Consider the following 17435-nt stretch of genomic DNA (forward strand, 5'->3'; position numbering starts at 1 on the left):
TTCGCATGCCGTAAAGAATCGCTTGAACGAGTCTTTGCTGATGCAAAAGAATGCGATGGACTACCTTATGGGATTAAAAACAAGTTCATACAGGCAACGCTTACTTTTAGTGCCATGAACTTAAATAAATTGGCTAATTGGACTTGGCAATTTGCTTGAGTACGACTCAAACTAGTTGAGTGGAGTGGAAGGTGCTTGCTTCTTCGGGGATTTGCGGTCAGGTAAGACCCGAAGGAGCGACTGAGAGGCCACTGAAAAACTCAGTAAAAATGGGGAGTTGTCCATTATACTGACTTTTTTAGTGGTATTAATGGAGAGGAAGAATTCGGACAGAATGGGGAAAGCGAGAAAGATATTTGTCCGAATGAGAGGTGTATTCGGACAGAATGGGGAAAGCAAGGAAGAGATTTGTCCGAATGAGAGGAGTATTCGGACAGAACGGGGAAAGCGAGAAAGACATTTGTCCGAATGAGAAGTGTATTCGGACAGAATGGGGAAAGCGAGGAAGAGATTTATCCGAATGAGAGGTGTATTCGGACAGAATGGGGAAAGCGAGAAAGATATTTGTCCGAATAAGAGGTGTATTCGGACAGAACAACGCGTGAAACTTTTAAGGTCAAGTCCGAATAAGCTCCCAATTCGACTAACCAGAATAAATGAAGTCTGCAGGAGTCCAATATTTAAAACAATCTGCCATAAACAAACGTCATTTGCGTTCTCCCTCGACAGAACTGAGGACAGCAGTTCTAGAAATTCTGCAAAAATAGACGGCTGAAAACTTTTCAAGTGGCTCAAACGACTGCTTCGGAGGCTCACCGCCCACCGGAAAGCAAGCGCCTGGGGCGGAAATCAACGTATATTAAGCGCAATTCCATCCAAAAATGCCAAGAGGCATCGAGAAGTAGTAATCTCGATGCCTTTGGTGACAAAATATGAAGGTAGCAAAATGCTTCTCTATTTTCTTATTTGTTTTTTGTGATGATTTTACTGATCTCCTCATAGGTCATTTCGCTGTTGAGCTCAAAGCTTCCAATCTGAACCTTCGTATGGTAGCCATGCTCGATTAAATACTGTTCAAATTCGCCAGCGTTTTCGATGATTTGCTCTTTAGCAAGAATATCTGCTATTTTCTTTGTGCTCATGTTTAGCTTAATCTCTAATGTGATTTGCTTTTTTTCTTCAATGGGAGTTTCTTTATTTGTCTTGGTTTCTTTCGCTGGAGGCTCCATTTGCTTATTCTCTAAATCGTTAAATTCTTCTTTAGTCAAAACAATAAATCCCGCCTCTGTTATTCTTTCTTTTGAACTATTTATAGGTATTTCCGGTTCACGTTCTAAAACAGTGAAATGGAGCAGAACAACAGCGAGAATAATCCCAAGTGCAAAAGCTCGCAGTGTATGTTTATTCATATCTCACACCTGCTGATAGTTCATTAATAATATCTTTCACATCCTCTTTTGTTAACGAGGATTGCTTGGCGATTTGGGCAACGGATACCCCTTGTTGTGCTAGTGACCAAACTTGATTTTTAATGATCGCATGGATCTCCTTTTTAGGTTCTGGAAATGAAGAAACAGTTTGAAAATCCCGATCGTCGATGAGCAATTCTTCCTCCAATACTTTGATTTTTCTTTTCAATTGATAAATTTCTTGAATTTGCTGCATTGAAAATTGATCAAGTTCATTTTTTATCTCTTTATAGGGGTCTTTTATAAAGAATGAAATAATAAATAGCAAAATAGATAATCCAAGTAAACCAGGTACTATATATTCCATTGTCTTTCACCTCTTTATGTTGGTCAGTTCGTACGAAGACCATTTTACCATTTAAATCGACGTTTTTCGATGGTATTGACGAAAGAAACTAATAATTGCTATTTTACAGGGAAAATTGCAGATTTATAACGAGTGAAAGTGGTCTCCAAATGAAAACAAAAAATGACAAAATGCGTTTATTGTGGGCTCCCGCTATCAGTGCTAACATAAAGGAGAGCTCATTGAAATGTTTTTTTCTGACATTATTGAATATTTAGGCTTTGTTATATGTCGGTATTGATTTTGGCTTACGTCCTTCAGTTATGCAGAAAGATATGTGAAACCAAGGTTTCACATGAAATAAGCAAAAAAGTTTTCTCAACAATATGGTTTAACAAAGCCAATATCTAAAAAATTCATAAGAAATCATGATGATCGCAAATATGCAATTGGGAATATCAAAATAAATATGATGAGAAGGGGAAGTAATGGAAGCAAATATAACACTTAATACAATAACCAGTACTGAACGTGAAAATAATGTTTATAGTGGATTGATGGCGACACCTGGCATTTGGATCGGTGGGAAAATATATTGGCTTAGGGATAGTCGGGAAAAGCTTATTTCTGAAGAGAATATATCAGTCATTGTGAAAGAACGTTCCATACATTCAAAAACGAAAATTCATGAGATGTTTATAAAAAATCATGGGGACGAAATAAGGGATATTAAGGTGCTCTTTGTTCACCACTATCCGGAAATCTCAAAAGAGGTTCTTACCTTTGTTGCTCCGGTGGAAAAAGCGATATTTCATATAATGAATCCACTGCTTTATTTAGTCAATGGATACTGTCAAGGCAAGACGATGGATCAAGCTACAGTACAACCGATGTGGAAGGTTAATACAGAAAATATATGGCAATCGCTTGGAAGAGGGGTTCTTCAGTACCAGCCAATGGCTAAAGGGATGATGGCGAGTATTTTTTCATTGGATGGAACGATCGCCGTTAATGAAACCTGCAAGGCAAGTTCTTGGACGGTAGTAGGGGAAAGTAAAAAAGAAGCGCTGCAGCTTAATCAAGCAATAAAAAAAGCTTTGCTGTTTATATGAACAAGAAGAAAAAACGCACTAGCATTTCCTTGCAAAAAGTGATATTATAGAAAAGTCGTATGTGGAACAACAGTTAGATAGTAGTTTGGAGGGAAATTCATGCGTGTAAACATTACTTTAGCTTGCACTGAATGTGGAGAGCGTAACTATATTTCGAAAAAGAACAAGCGCAACAATCCAGATCGTCTTGAGCTAAAAAAATATTGCCCAAGAGACAAAAGAAGCACAACACATCGTGAAACAAAGTAAACAGTGGGAATCTATTTCCTGCTGTTTTTTTATGATTTAGGAAAGGATGTTCATTCTTTTATTTCGTACATCTATGACTGATACAAGCCGCTTATATAATTTCTTAATAAACTACTTGTGGAGGCAAAGCATGGAAGAGAAAACAAAACTGCGAAAATCTTTACAAGCACAGTTACAAAAAATGTCTAAACCTGAATATGAGCATCTCTCGTACAAGATTGCACAAAATTTATTTTCGACTTCGCTCTGGCAGGAGGCCAAAGTGATTGGCATTACAATCTCTCGAGCACCTGAAGTCGATACATATCAAATTATTCGAAAAGCCTGGGAAGAGGATAAAGTGGTTGTCGTGGCTAAATGTGAGCCCCAAAAAAGAAGGATGCATTTTCGGGTCTTGACCGCATTTGAGCAGTTAGAAAGCGTTTATTATGGGCTATACGAACCAATTGTTGAACAAACGCTAAAAGTCGAGAAGGAAAAAATTGATTTATTGATCGTACCAGGATTAGCCTTTACGAAGAGCGGATATCGCCTTGGCTTTGGCGGCGGGTACTATGACCGATTTATGGCGGATTATCAAGGAAACAATGTAGCATTGGCTTTTCCGTTGCAATTGCTTGACGCTCTTCCTATCGAGAGTCATGATATACCTGTCAGACAAATTGTGACGACAGAGGAGATTATATCTACCCATGAATAGCTTTTTCTACTTTATCATTATAATTATAGCTGTCTTCTTTGGATATGTCGGGCGTTTTTTAACCCTTTCTGGGAGTATTGCAGCAGCATTTGTTGGTATACTAACGGTGTTAGGACTACATATAGAAGGTTTGTTTCTATTAGGGTTATTTTTTGCTACTTCAAGCTATTGGTCTAAGTACAAGAAGGACCAAAAAGACCAAGTAGAAGAAAGGTTAGCAAAAGGTTCGCGCAGAGATTGGCTACAAGTCATTGCGAATGGTGGATGTGCTGCGCTAACAAGCCTTCTCTATTATATAACAGGTGAGCCGTTATATGTAATCGCTTTTTGCATCTTGATTGCAACCTCAAATTCAGACACTTGGGCTTCGGAGATCGGTACACTTAGCAAAAAACTTCCACTTAGTGTACGATCATTTCAATTGGTGCCAAAAGGCACTTCAGGAGCCATCAGTGCATTAGGAACTTTAGCTGGAATTGCAGGCTCGGCGCTCATTGCAATTGCCTCGCTATTTTTATTTGCCTTTTCCATTGAAATTGCATTTTTAGTGTTTCTGTTTGGCTTTTTTGGAAATTTACTCGATACGGGACTCGGAGCTTTATTTCAAGCAACCTATCGCTGTAATCACTGTTCGCTTGAAACGGAGAAAACCTACCATTGCGGTCAAAGGACAGAAAAAATTAGAGGGTTTTCATTATTAAATAATGATGTTGTAAATTTATTATCGAGTTTGCTAGCAGCGCTGCTGGGATGCATCGTGATCAATGAACTTTATTATTTTTGAGGAGGTTTTTTATTTTGATCGATCGTGTTAATCGAGTTGTCTTAATTGGTACTGGTGCAGTAGGTTCAAGCTACGCTTTTGCGTTAATTAATCAAGGAGTCACTGAAGAGTTAGTCCTAATTGACTTAAATAAGGAAAAGTCTGAGGGAGATGCGATGGATTTAAACCATGGAATTCCATTTGCTCCATCGCCAACAAAAATTTGGTTTGGAAACTATTCTGACTGTCAGGACGCTGACCTTGTCGTTATATGTGCAGGGGCTAATCAGAAGCCTGGAGAGACTCGCCTTGACCTCGTTGAAAAAAATACGCGAATTTTCAAAGGGATTGTGGATGAGATAGTAGCGAGTGGCTTTCAAGGTATTTTTCTTGTTGCGACAAATCCAGTTGATATTTTAACATATGCTGTTTGGAAGTTTTCGGGCTTTCCAAAAGAACGGGTCATTGGATCGGGGACGATTCTAGATACAGCAAGATTCCGTTATTTACTAGGCGATTACTTTAAAGTAGATACACGAAATGTTCACGCTTATATTATTGGAGAGCATGGAGATACGGAACTTCCTGTCTGGAGCCATGCTGATATTGCAGGAAGAAAGATATCTGATTGGATTGGTACGAAGGATGAGTATCAACAGGAGCATTTAGAGCAGCTATTTTTGAATGTGCGTGATGCTGCATATCATATTATTGAACGTAAAGGTGCTACTTACTATGGTATCGCAATGGGATTAGTTAGATTGACGAAGGCGATTCTTCAAAATGAGAGTTCAGTGCTTACTGTGTCTGCTTTTCTTAATGGTGAATACGGGCATGAAGATGTCTATATCGGTGTACCGGCAGTGGTTAATCGAAAAGGGATTCGGGAAATTGTCCAATTAGATTTAGATGAAACAGAAAAGGTAAAGTTTGCCCATTCAGTCTCAGTTTTAAAGAAAACGATGGGACCTGTTTTAAGTAACTAGATTTATTTTTTTGAGAAAGATTTGGGTGATTGACAGTCCCTGTCTTTGCTCAATTTGTAAGCTTCACAGTCAAAAAATTATTCCAGGTTTTTCGGATAAAAGCCAAGAAAATATCTCAAACTATTTCCATAGGAGGGATATAAATGGGTCGTTTAGTATCATTGCTTCTCATTGGAATCGGAGGCTACTGGGTATTTCAGAATCGCTTTCGCCTTGCCAACTTTTTACTGGGAAATAGCATGATGAGAAGGGTTTTAGTCTCGTCCTTTATGCGCATTCCCCTCGTTCGTAATCAGATGTTTAGCAGTCTATTTTCAGGCGGAGCACAAAAACAATATGGAAATAGTTAATTTAAGAGAGGCTGTATCAACAGGTCGTTGGAAACGACTTTTTGATATCAGCTTTTTCTTTTGTGTAGGTTTTTGGGTATTTTTGGTTATTGGATAGTGATTAAAAGAGGGCTTTCGCCTTTTTTGCTTTATGCCCATTCTCCTTTTCTCATTTTTTTACATGGATTTGTTATATGCAGGTGTTGTTTATTTCGTGTGAAAGCGTTGTTTCACAAAAGCTGGGTCAAAAATCGATCATCAATATTGTTGAACAAAGCAGATAAATCATGGGAAAGTGGCTGTATCTACGGTTAGATTGTCATCTTTTTAATCGCGTAAGGGGCTATTCTTATAAAATTCCACAATATTTGTTTATAATGGAGGTAATGAATGGACTCTCTGAATGAATAAGATTTGTGATGTGAAAGTAGGGGGAATTTTTGATTAATAACGAACGCTATTTATTTTGGAAACTTGCTCATGGATTTATTGTTGAGCTTGGCTATAGAATGATCAAGTTATCCAGTGATCAAAATGAACTATGGTTGGAAAAAAGAGAAAATAGACAAGCTCAAATAGTTCGCTTGCTTCATTATGATATTGATTGGAGTAACTGGTTGCAGCAGGATATTGAACGAACCGCAGTAAATGGTGAAAGAATCCGAAAACAAATGACAAGGGGCGAGCTTCAAGTTGCGAATATTTATGTTTCGTCCTATCCACCTGTTGATGATTATGAATTTCGGCTGTTAAAGCCTTACTTTGATCCGGTACAAAATAAGACGAAGGTAACGTCCTCTCTAATTGCAAATTCTAATTATATCGAGGAAATCCAGCGATTAGAAAAGCTTTTCAATATGGAGCTTAACATTTCCGAGCAAATCCCTGTGGAGGAGGAAGCGGTTGAAAAGCTGAAAAGAGAGGTTTTAAATACTGCTGTTCAACGTGAAAGACAGGAGAAAGCTCTTTTTGAACAAGGAAAACCATTTTTTACATATATGTTTATTGCGATTCAAGTCTTGATGTTTTTAGTACTTGAGGTGTTTGGTGGGAGCACCGACACAAGTACATTAATTCAATTTGGCGCAAAATTTAACCCGCTTATTTTAGAAGGAGAGTGGTGGCGTTTCCTCACGCCAATGGTTTTACATATTGGTTTTCTTCACTTAGCAATGAATACGCTGGCCTTATTCTATTTAGGGACGGCGGTGGAAAGAATATTTGGCAGGGGTCGCTTCTTGTTCATTTATATTTTAGCTGGTTTTGCCGGTACTGTTGCGAGTTTCATTTTTAGTCCTAATCTTTCTGCTGGTGCCAGTGGTGCCATTTTTGGCTGTTTTGGTGCTTTGCTTTATTTTGGCGCCACTTATCCCAAATTGTTTCTTCGAACAATGGGACTTAATATTTTTGTCGTCTTAGCGCTCAATTTATTATTTGGTTTTACTGTTCCCGGAATCGATAATGCAGGTCATATTGGTGGTCTTATCGGTGGCTTCTTAGCTTCAGGTATTGTTCATTTTCCAAAAAAGCGGAAGATTGCACTGCAAGCGATTTGTTTAGCGCTAACTCTTGTTGTAGCAGGTGGGATGCTTCGATATGGTTTTGAAAATCCAAAGCAGGTTTTAGATGAAACATCTGTATTAGTACTTGTTCAAGATTATTTCGAATCAGAAAGATTTACAGAAGCGTACCAGCTATTAAGTGATTTTCCGAATAGGGAGGAGCCGTCTGCTCAATATTATTTTTTATTGTCCTTTTCTGAAATAAAGTTGGAAAAGTTTGACGAGGCCGAAAAATCACTTTTAAAAGCAATAGAAGTAGAGCCAAATTTCCATGAAGCACACTATAATCTTGCCCTTGTTTATTTACATAAGCAGGAATTTGAAAAAGCTAAGGTTCATGCAGAAAAAGCGGTGGAAATTAACCCAACGGATGAATATCACCAGTTGTTAAATCAATTTAATTGATTTCAAATTGTCGACAAAAGGCATCGAGACTCTCGATGTCTTTTGTCAGTTCTGGATGGAATTGTGATTAAAATCCGAATGATCTCCGTTTTCGATCACTGCTTTTAATAAAGCCTAAAAGAAAAAAACGATAAAACTAAATAAATGTTAGTTCACCTTATTAATTCCTCAAGGATGGCAGAGTATTTTTTTTCCTTGGAATGTCTAAGCTGAAGAGGACATTGTTGGAAAAAGGATTTGAGGTGGATTATGGAGGAAAAAGCTAAGAAACTTGTGCATGCCAACATAGACGAAAACATCAGCTACTTAAAAGAACAATTGGGTGTTGAAAAGAGCTTCGATGTTCTGCAGCTGGATGTGGAGTATGCTGAAAGAAAAATGGCCTTTTACTTTATTGATGGATTTGTCAAAGATGATATTTTACATTTAATCATGAAATTTCTTGCAAAATTATCAAAAGAAGCACTTGAACCAAATACTTTACACAAGCTAATCAAAACGTATCTTCCCTATGTTGAAGTGGAAGTTACCGATGATTTGGATAAAGTCGTAGAGATGGTGTTGGCAGGACCTACTGCCTTGGTCGTCGATGAAATCAAACAAGTAATCTTAATTGATGCTCGTACGTATCCGGCAAGGGGCCCAGAAGAACCAGATATAGAAAGAGTTGTACGCGGCTCAAGGGATGGATATGTGGAAACGCTTGTTTTTAATACGGCCCTTACAAGAAGAAGGGTACGGGATCGCACGTTAAGAATGGAATACATGCAAATTGGCCGACGTTCTAAGACAGATATTGTCATTAGCTACATTGAAGATATTGCCGAGCCAAATATGGTGCAGGAAATAAAAGATTCACTTAGTAAAATTGATACGGACGGCGTGCCGATGGCAGAGAAAACGATAGAGGAATACATTTCAGGTCGCCATTGGAATCCCTTTCCGGTTGTTCGTTACACAGAGCGGCCGGATACAGCAGCTAGTCATCTTTATGAAGGTCATGTTTGCATCATTGTTGATGGTTCTCCTAGCGTCATTATTACTCCCTGTACGTATTGGCATCATTTGCAGCACGCCGAAGAATATCGAAACAAACCGATCATTGGTTCTTATTTAAGATTTGTCCGTTTTGCGGCTGTGTGGGCATCCATTTTTCTTCTACCCCTATGGTACTTATTTTCGATCAATCCCAGTCTTCTTCCTGATGCTCTATCCTATATCGGACCAAATGATAAAGGGGAAATTCCGCTGTTGCTTCAATTTATATTTGTTGAAATTGGCATTGACATGTTAAGAATGGCAGCGATCCATACCCCTTCAGCATTAGCGACAGCACTAGGGCTTGTGGCAGCGTTGATGATTGGACAGGTAGCCGTTGAAGTCGGTTTATTAACGAATGAGGTTATTTTATACCTATCTATTGCTGCATTGGGAACGTTTGCAACTCCGAGCTATGAAATGAGCCTTGCAAATCGGCTTGTAAGGATTTTTCTGTTGCTTGCTACCGCTGCTTTTCATTCATATGGTTTATTAATTGGTTCCGTTTTGATTGTTATATTCCTTGCTCGGATGCAATCATTTGGAATCCCATATCTCTGGCCGTTTATCCCGTTTCATTTTCGCGCGTTTGTCGATGTTATGTTTCGATCACCAATTCCGCTAAAAAATCGCAGGCCAAGTGTTTTGCATCCAAAAGATCCTGATCGTTAATATTATAGAGAACATTGAACAACTGTGTAACAATTGCTTGAGGACCTTAAAAAATTGAATTATACTTGACTCGGAAGATATAATTTAGAAATTAAAGAGGTCTAATATGAAAAGCATTTACGATATACAGCAATTTCTCAAAAGGTTTGGGACCATTATCTATGTAGGTGACCGAATTGCGACTCTGGAGCTAATGGAAGAGGAGCTAAAGGATTTATATCAGTCTCAGCTAATAGAAACGAAGGAATTTCAATCAGCGCTTCTACTATTAAGACATGAAATTCGAATGTTGAAGGAAGAAGGAACAAATCCTTCTTAAAAGTGGCTATAGATTCGTTTGTTTGCTTAGAGGCAAATTAAGCAAAGTTTTCACAAGATAAACGTCAATTAGCGCTTAAATCAACATGATTAATGTCATGCAACTATGAAGCAACAACTATTTTTACGCTGCTTCATGTTATTCGGGTACATGTTCTGTAGTTCGCTTATGTGATTCAGCGCTTCGACCTCTTTACATTCGGCAAAGGAGTTTGTGTTATGAAGAAATGGGTAGCAGGAGTAGATTTAGGTGGTACTTCAATAAAAATCGCATTTATTGATACGCTGGGAACGATTATCTCAAAGTGGCAAATTCCAACGGATAATCGGGAGAAAGGAAAGAACATTACGATCGATATTGCGAGAACGATTGAAGAGAAATTAACTGAGCTTGGTCAATCAAAGGAAATCCTCGAAGGAATCGGGATGGGAGCACCAGGACCTGTAGATTATGTGAACGGAATCCTTTACAATACGGTTAATTTAGCGTGGGAGGATCATTATCCGTTGCGGGATAAACTTGAAAAAGAGCTCTCCCTTCCTGTCTATATAGAAAATGATGCGAACTGTGCTGCACTAGGAGAAATGTGGAAGGGTGCGGGAGCTGGAGCTAAGGATTTAGTTTGTGTCACATTAGGAACAGGGGTTGGCGGCGGTATTATTACAAACGGAGAGATCGTCCAAGGGGTAAGTGGTTCTGCTGGAGAAATCGGCCATATTACGTCTGTTTCCCGTAACGGGGCTCCCTGCAATTGTGGAAAAAAAGGATGCTTGGAAACGGTCGCTTCCGCAACTGGTATCGTAAGATTGGCAACTGAAAAGCTGGAGAAAGAACGAGACAACGAAGGAAAGTTAATGAAAATATTCAAGGCAAACGGAAAAATTGCCGCGAAGGATGTTTTTGACTGTGGCCGTGAAGGAGACGAGCTGAGCCTTGAAGTGGTTGAGGAAGTAGCCTATCATCTAGGATTGGCGCTCGCCAATTTAGGGAATACCTTAAACCCTGAAAAAATAGTTATCGGTGGCGGTGTATCAAAAGCGGGAAATATTCTATTAGATAGGGTTAAGGCTTATTTCAATGAGTTCGCCTTTTCAAGAGTAAAGGAATCTACAACAATTTCGATTGCGACTCTGGAAAATGATGCTGGTATTCTTGGTGCAGGGTGGCTGGTTGTAAACCGTATGTAATAAAGCTGTTAAAGGCCATTTGCACCCTATTGGTTATCAAACGGGAAGAATAGCCTAAAATAAAGACAAATTTTGCAGAGTTTACGAGCAAAAAGTTTTCCCGTGTATTTTCTACACAAAAGAACGAATAATATGAATAAAGCAGGCTGACAAAAGTAGTGAACCATCACCTTTTGAGCCTGTTTTTTTATAATTAAATGAGCAGGAATCGGGTATTGTTCATGTTGGATAAGTTTACTAAAATGAAACTTTTTAGCCATTCAAACGTCTATAATATATGTGAGGTATTACGCATGGACATTACATAATTTTACAAAAACAATTTTAACTTTGGTTTGATCTTTTGTAAAAAAAGTATTAAGATTATCTTTGATTATCAGTAAATACCTAATATTGTAAAAATGAAAGGTTCTTGCGGTAGGGGGGGAATTATGCGCTATTTAAAAGATTCCAAAGTATCGATAACCGTGCTTGCCATTATACTTCTATGGATCAAGACATATATCGTCTATAAAACTAGTTTTGAAATAAATATTGAGAACTGGAGACAAGAATTAATTCTCTTTATCAACCCTCTTAGTTTCCTTATGTTTATATTAGGGCTTAGTTTACTAATGAAAGAGAAAATTCGCAATCGCTATATTTTAATTACAAGCTTTTTAATTTCAACCGTTTTATTCGCCAATGTCGTTTTTTACCGTTTCTTCAATGACTTTTTAACGCTTCCTGTTCTTATGCAAACAAGCAATATGTCTGATTTAGGAAGCAGTGCAGGAGAATTGATTCATTTTCGGGACTTAGCTTATTTTATTGACTTTTTCATTTTGCTCCTGGCAATAAAGTTCAAGCCTGCATTTTTGGAGAATCGCAGTTATGGAAAAGTTGGAAAAAGAGTATTTTTTTTAGTGGCAATTGCTATTTCTTTTGCTAATTTAGGTTTGGCCGAAACAGAAAGGCCACAGTTATTAACCCGTACATTTGATCGAGAAATGCTCGTTAAAAACATCGGTACGTATAATTACCATTTATATGATTTATTTTTACAATCAAAATCGTCTGCTCAACGAGCGTTAGCAGATGGAAGTGAACTTGTCGATATTGAAAACTATATCCGGGCGAATTATAAGAAGCCAGATGAAGAAATGTTTGGAATTGCAAAAGGGAAGAATGTTATTTTAATATCGATGGAATCAACGCAAAGCTTTGTCATTAATAACACGGTTAATGGGGAAGAGATCACTCCATTTTTAAATGACTTTATCAAGGAAAGCTACTACTTTGAGAACTTTTATCATCAAACTGGGCAAGGAAAAACGTCAGATTCTGAATTCCTTGTTGATAATTCCCTGTATCCTTTAGGGAGAGGTGCTGTCTTTTTTACCCACTCAGGAAATGAATTTGAGGCAAGTCCGAGCATCTTGAATGAAAATGGCTATTTTACAGCTACGCTTCATGCCAATAATAAAAGCTTTTGGAATCGTGATATCATGTATGATTCATTAGGCTATGAACGTTTTTACGAAATTAATGATTATGATGTGAATGAAGAAAACTCTGTTGGCTGGGGACTCAAAGATGATGATTTCTTTCAGCAATCAATTCAGCATTTAAAAGAGATGCCACAGCCTTATTATGCTAAATTTATCACGCTTACGAATCATTTTCCGTTCGAATTAGATGAAGAAGATAAAATGGTTCAACCATATACTTCAAATTCGAAAACATTGAATAATTATTTTCCGACCGTCCGTTATCAGGATGAAGCACTTAAAAACTTTATTCAAAGCTTAAAGGATGAAGGAATTTACGAAAATTCGATTATCATTCTTTACGGTGATCATTATGGAATTTCTGAAAATCACAATAGAGCAATGGGAGAATACTTAGGAGAAGAAGTTACCCCATTTGTAAGCGCGCAATTGCAGCGAGTACCGCTTATCATTCATATACCTGGCCATAAAGGTAAAACGATTTCGACGGTATCGGGGCAAATAGATTTAAAGCCGACGATCCTTCACTTATTAGGGATTGATACGAAAAGGGACTTCAATTTTGGAAGTGATTTGTTTTCAAAAGATAAAATGGAGTTTATCGTGCTTAGGGATGGCAGTTTTATAACTAAGGATCATGTTTATACTCGTGAAACGTGCTATGACAAAAATACAGGCGAGGTCACCGATGGGAGTGGCTGTGAGCCATATTATGAGAAAGCGAAATATGAATTAGAATATTCGGACAAGATTATTTACGGTGATTTGCTTCGTTTTTATGAAAATTTAGCAACCGACGAGAGTCAATGATAATCTATGTTGAAGTAGGGAAACACGAAAAGCCGCAATCAGAAAGTCAAATAAAAACGACTTTTTGGGTGCGGCTTTTTTATTTGGGTAAGTTTTTGTGGCGGCAACGGTATCAAGGAGAGCGCATTTTTACGGCAGCGATTGAAACTTTAGTGCTTCCGAAGAAACTTTAACATTACTTTTATTTTTAAATCAACAGCTCGTGCGAGGAAGTGAACTAAACTATACTTAAAGTTATTGGTTGTTTCCATAAAATTCTCAACGAGAAGGTGAGATCAATGAGTTGCCGCTCAGGGTTAAGAGTTAGATGCGAAAAAGGTATAAATACAAATGTTAAAGAGGCTTGTTTGGATTTTGCTGAATGGCTCCGGCTAAATATGGAATTTCCCATAAGAGTGGTAGTATATATAAAAAAGAATTACCAAATTAAAACCATTGATGGGAAAGAATGGGTTAGTGCGACCTTTTTTGCACCTTACGATAAAAGGGTTGAGCCCTACATTAGAGTTGCGACTGGAGACTATGAGGAGTTAGTGGAGGAAAGGGGCACGGAAAACGCTATTTATGCAATCCTAAATAGTATGGCGCACGAGCTTGTACACTATCGGCAATGGCTGGATGACAGGGAATTGGATGAAGGAGAGGCAGAAATTGAAGGTTCTAAATTAGTTGATAATTACTATGAAGGTAGCGTGTTTTTCGAAGAGGTAGTTCAACAAAAAAAAGTTTGGACAATCACAAACGATGAATGGGTAGCTACTGCTAACAATGATGAAGGAGAAACATTAATGCCTTTTTGGTCCGCTAAAGCAAGAGCGGAACAAATCATAAAACTTGTTCCTGCTTACCATAAATTCCGTGTACAGGAAATTACTTTAGATGATTTTTTAAATATTTGGATCAATGGTCTAAAAAAAGATAATCGTCTTGTTGGGATTAACTGGTGTGGAAAGAGATTAATAGGGCACGAGATGGATCCAAATGAAATTTTTGAGCGCATCCATGAGCAGATTAAATCAGTAAATGAACTGGGCTAATAATTTTGCATACTTGGATATACTCATAATATTGAAAATGAAAGAGTATCAAGTAGATCATTCACTTCCTTTTAGTATTCTTTCGGATAAATTAGGTGACGTAATCTACTTCTCTTTACATTAGGCCTTGTTAAACAGAATGGTTGATAAAATGATTTTTAGCTTAGTTGTAGTGAAACCAAAATTCACACGCCTTTCATTATTACTAAAAGGCTTTCTCTCCTTTCATGAAACGATAGAAGAAATCTCGCTTTTCCTTTTGAAAAAAGATAGTAGTCATAATAATCTCTTCCATTCATAATATGTATCGTATTCGCGCAATGATTCTGTGAGAGGAATGATTGAGCTAATAAGTAAGGAGGAGAAGAGAGTGCAAGTTCAAATTCGCAAAGGTGATAGTTTATGGTATTACAGCCAGCTATTTCTCATTCCGTTAAATTTGCTTACCGATTCGAATCCCAGCATTAATCCGACGGCTCTTCAAGTTGGGCAACATATTAAAATTCCCGGGTTTGTCGGTGAACCTTATACAATTAAAAGCGGCGATACTTTCTGGAAATTAGCAAAGCGGCGCAACTTGGAAGTTGATGCTCTCCTGTTACTAAATCCGAATTGTTCTCCGAATTCTTTAAAAATTGGTGATACAGTTGTTCTTCCAAGAAGAATAATCGCTCCATTAAAAGAACGGCAAATTCCTTATCATTCTGCATTGCTAAGTAATGATCTTTCAGTACTAAGCAATGTATACCCTTTTATGCAAATAAATACGATTGGCTCCAGTGTCTTAGGAAAGCCAATTACAGAGATTCGTCTCGGGAGAGGTCGGAAGAAGGTTCACTTCAACGCTTCCTTCCATGCCAATGAGTGGATCACTACACCGATTTTGCTAGACGCTCTCAATGCATTTTTATTATCTTTAACGAACAGTTCTTCCATCCGCGGCATATCTTCTTCTCCCTTATATGAGCAAGTAGAAATATCGATTGTGCCGATGGTAAATCCAGATGGAGTTGACCTTGTTTTAAATGGGCCCTCATCAGAGAAACGAGATGAACTAATTCGACTCAATAAAGGAAGCGACGATTTTTCCGGTTGGAAAGCGAATATTGCCGGAGTCGACCTTAATAATCAATTTCCGGCAAATTGGGAAATTGAAAAAGAGAGAAAGGAAGAGAAGGCACCAGCACCAAGAGACTATCCGGGTGATGCTCCTCTTACAGAGCCTGAAGCAGTAACGATGGCAAATTTAGCTACAAACCGAGGGTTTGATCGCATGCTTGCTTTACACACTCAAGGAGAAGAATTTTATTGGGGCTACGAGGGACTGGAACCACCCGAATCACAAATACTGGCACAAGAATTTGAGCGTGTGAGCGGTTATAAAGCGGTTCAGTATATTGACAGCCACGCTGGCTATAAGGATTGGTTTATTCAAGAATTTCGCAGGCCTGGTTTTACATTGGAACTGGGGCTCGGTACGAATCCACTTCCATTATCACAATATAATGAAATATATGAAGAATTTTTAGGAATATTTTTAGCAGCGTTGTATATGTAAAAGGGTGATGTTTTTGAAGGAAGTGTTATCACTTTATAGCCAATCGATTCTATTTGTGTTAAAGAATATAGAAAAAGAAAAGTCCGTTTTGGGCTTTTTTCTTTGCACTGTGTTCGAAATCAACAGGATTGTATTAACATTACAGAGACGCATAAACTAAAAAGAAAATCGTACGTAGACTGTCTAACCGAGACAAAAGTAACAAATTGTAACAATTTGAAATATAATTGAAACATTTTTACTTAAATATCGTATTATTAATGTATATCGTTTTTTGAATGGGGGGGTAGATATGTGTATATATTGGCAAAACGAGAAGTCGGCTCAAGAAGCTGCGTAATTATCCTGTTTTTCATAGTGATATTCCTATTAGTTGCTTGTCAAAGGAATGAGCAAACGAGTCCATTACCACCAGCAAAAGACGGGGTAGATATGGAAAAGGATGTGAATGGAAATCGAGATTTCTCGATAGAACCTCTTGATGTTGAGGCTGGTTCTTTTCATTCCATTGGCGGTTGGCTCAATGATGAGACCATCTTTTACATAACTGATTCGAGTACTGGTTCAAACGTGTATACACATCATCTAAACAATGGAGATAAAAAGCTGCTCTTCGAAGGCAACTCCCCCATTGTTTCTACATTAGTTAGTCCCTCAAGGGAATATTTGCTTATACACTCAGCACCATCTTCAAATGAAGCATCACTCACCATTATTAATAAGGATGGGGAAAAAATCATGGAAGAAAATCTTCCTTCTTCCGAATTGAATATTCAGTGGAACCCATATGATGAAGCTTTCATCCTTATTACAGCGTTCACAGTGGATTGGGATTTCGCTGTTTGGAATCTTAATCTGGACAATCATACGTTGTCACAGGTGGCTCTTCCACAGCCTTTTGCCTATTGGACTGAAAGGCAAAAACTTTTATATTTAAATTGGGATTTGGATAGCCCGTCCTTAGATGCCGATCTTGTCGCCTATGATTTGCAAACGGGAGAAAGCAACGAATTGTTAAGCGATGTTTTACAAATCAGTACATATCGCGATCTTATTGTAGTAGTTAAGGTGGATGAATTGGATGAAAAAAAGTCTGAGTATTTATTTCTGACAAACGAATTTGACGGAGATTTTTCCTTTTCAGCCCCCCATCTTTCTAGCTATTCAGAATGGGTTGTCCCTTTTTCTGATTATAATCGAAAGACGGATTCCTTCCTAACTTATCAGCCTTTATATTCAGTTGAAGCCGATGTTTATAACGAAGGCTTTCAACTCGTGAGATATCATCTAGATACTGGTGAAAAGGAAATTATGATGGAGGATATGGAGAATACCCCAATTGCTTGTTCTCCGAATGGAAGTAAGTGTTTAACGGGATTTTACTATGAAAAATTGCTTGATTTGGAAAATAAAAAAGTTCATTCCTTGGTGGAAAGTGAGCAATAGAAAAGATGGCAAATGAA

16 protein-coding genes are annotated in these 17435 nt (G+C 37.9%); 14 read left to right on the forward strand and 2 right to left on the reverse strand.

Translation table 11 applies throughout. The annotated features are described in order from the left end of the window. Nucleotides 1-962 precede the first annotated feature (962 nt). Together NST02_RS09670 and NST02_RS09675 are read right to left on the reverse strand one after the other, a co-directional pair. Nucleotides 963-1409, reverse strand: coding sequence for a hypothetical protein (locus tag NST02_RS09670; protein ID WP_340948826.1), 447 nt, complete (start codon nucleotides 1407-1409; stop codon nucleotides 963-965). After that, nucleotides 1402-1776 carry a hypothetical protein gene (locus NST02_RS09675; RefSeq protein WP_095306821.1) on the reverse strand — a complete coding sequence of 125 codons (375 nt, stop codon included), beginning with the start codon at nucleotides 1774-1776 and terminating at the stop codon, nucleotides 1402-1404. Before NST02_RS09675 ends, NST02_RS09670 begins: the two co-directional genes overlap by 8 nt. Nucleotides 1777-2243: 467 nt before the next feature. On the opposite strand from NST02_RS09675, the gene NST02_RS09680 reads away from it, so the two are divergent. From NST02_RS09680 to NST02_RS09745, 14 genes are all read left to right on the forward strand, one after another. Next, complete coding sequence (locus tag NST02_RS09680) at nucleotides 2244-2867, forward strand: hypothetical protein (RefSeq protein ID WP_095306820.1); 624 nt, start codon at nucleotides 2244-2246, stop codon at nucleotides 2865-2867. Nucleotides 2868-2966: 99 nt separating this feature from the next. After that, nucleotides 2967-3116, forward strand: coding sequence for a 50S ribosomal protein L33 (rpmG, locus tag NST02_RS09685; protein WP_095306819.1), 150 nt, complete (start codon nucleotides 2967-2969; stop codon nucleotides 3114-3116). Between the two features lie 130 nt (nucleotides 3117-3246). After that, nucleotides 3247-3816 (forward strand): 5-formyltetrahydrofolate cyclo-ligase, encoded by a 570-nt coding sequence (locus tag NST02_RS09690; protein WP_095306818.1) that lies wholly within the window; start codon nucleotides 3247-3249, stop codon nucleotides 3814-3816. Next, nucleotides 3809-4600 carry a DUF92 domain-containing protein gene (locus tag NST02_RS09695; RefSeq protein WP_137743839.1) on the forward strand — a complete coding sequence of 264 codons (792 nt, stop codon included), beginning with the start codon at nucleotides 3809-3811 and terminating at the stop codon, nucleotides 4598-4600. Before NST02_RS09690 ends, NST02_RS09695 begins: the two co-directional genes overlap by 8 nt. Before the next feature lie 14 nt (nucleotides 4601-4614). After that, entirely contained in the window at nucleotides 4615-5565 is a 951-nt protein-coding gene (locus tag NST02_RS09700) for an L-lactate dehydrogenase (RefSeq protein WP_095306816.1), read from the forward strand. Nucleotides 5566-5708: 143 nt separating this feature from the next. Then, nucleotides 5709-5915 (forward strand): hypothetical protein, encoded by a 207-nt coding sequence (locus NST02_RS09705; RefSeq protein ID WP_095306815.1) that lies wholly within the window; start codon nucleotides 5709-5711, stop codon nucleotides 5913-5915. Nucleotides 5916-6334: 419 nt separating this feature from the next. Then, nucleotides 6335-7861 (forward strand): rhomboid family intramembrane serine protease, encoded by a 1527-nt coding sequence (locus NST02_RS09710; RefSeq protein ID WP_137743838.1) that lies wholly within the window; start codon nucleotides 6335-6337, stop codon nucleotides 7859-7861. Nucleotides 7862-8110: 249 nt separating this feature from the next. Then, nucleotides 8111-9571 (forward strand): spore germination protein, encoded by a 1461-nt coding sequence (locus tag NST02_RS09715; protein ID WP_095307073.1) that lies wholly within the window; start codon nucleotides 8111-8113, stop codon nucleotides 9569-9571. 106 nt (nucleotides 9572-9677) lie between these two features. Continuing rightward, nucleotides 9678-9890, forward strand: coding sequence for a YqgQ family protein (locus tag NST02_RS09720; RefSeq protein ID WP_095306813.1), 213 nt, complete (start codon nucleotides 9678-9680; stop codon nucleotides 9888-9890). Between the two features lie 218 nt (nucleotides 9891-10108). Beyond that, complete coding sequence (locus NST02_RS09725) at nucleotides 10109-11077, forward strand: ROK family glucokinase (RefSeq protein ID WP_340948832.1); 969 nt, start codon at nucleotides 10109-10111, stop codon at nucleotides 11075-11077. A 431-nt stretch (nucleotides 11078-11508) separates the two neighbouring features. Next, the gene (locus NST02_RS09730; protein WP_340948834.1) at nucleotides 11509-13377 is read left to right on the forward strand and encodes an LTA synthase family protein; all 1869 of its coding nucleotides are present in this window, start codon (nucleotides 11509-11511) and stop codon (nucleotides 13375-13377) included. A 278-nt stretch (nucleotides 13378-13655) separates the two neighbouring features. Then, complete coding sequence (locus NST02_RS09735) at nucleotides 13656-14414, forward strand: DUF2750 domain-containing protein (protein ID WP_212933169.1); 759 nt, start codon at nucleotides 13656-13658, stop codon at nucleotides 14412-14414. Between the two features lie 370 nt (nucleotides 14415-14784). Next, on the forward strand, nucleotides 14785-15972 hold the full coding sequence (locus tag NST02_RS09740) for a M14 family metallopeptidase (protein ID WP_095306809.1): 1188 nt from the start codon (nucleotides 14785-14787) through the stop codon (nucleotides 15970-15972). 294 nt (nucleotides 15973-16266) lie between these two features. Further along, nucleotides 16267-17418 carry a YqgU-like beta propeller domain-containing protein gene (locus NST02_RS09745; RefSeq protein WP_340948837.1) on the forward strand — a complete coding sequence of 384 codons (1152 nt, stop codon included), beginning with the start codon at nucleotides 16267-16269 and terminating at the stop codon, nucleotides 17416-17418. Nucleotides 17419-17435: the final 17 nt, after the last annotated feature.

The sequence above is a fragment of the Robertmurraya sp. FSL W8-0741 genome (assembly GCF_038004005.1).
GTDB classification, from domain to species: domain Bacteria; phylum Bacillota; class Bacilli; order Bacillales; family Cytobacillaceae; genus Robertmurraya; species Robertmurraya siralis.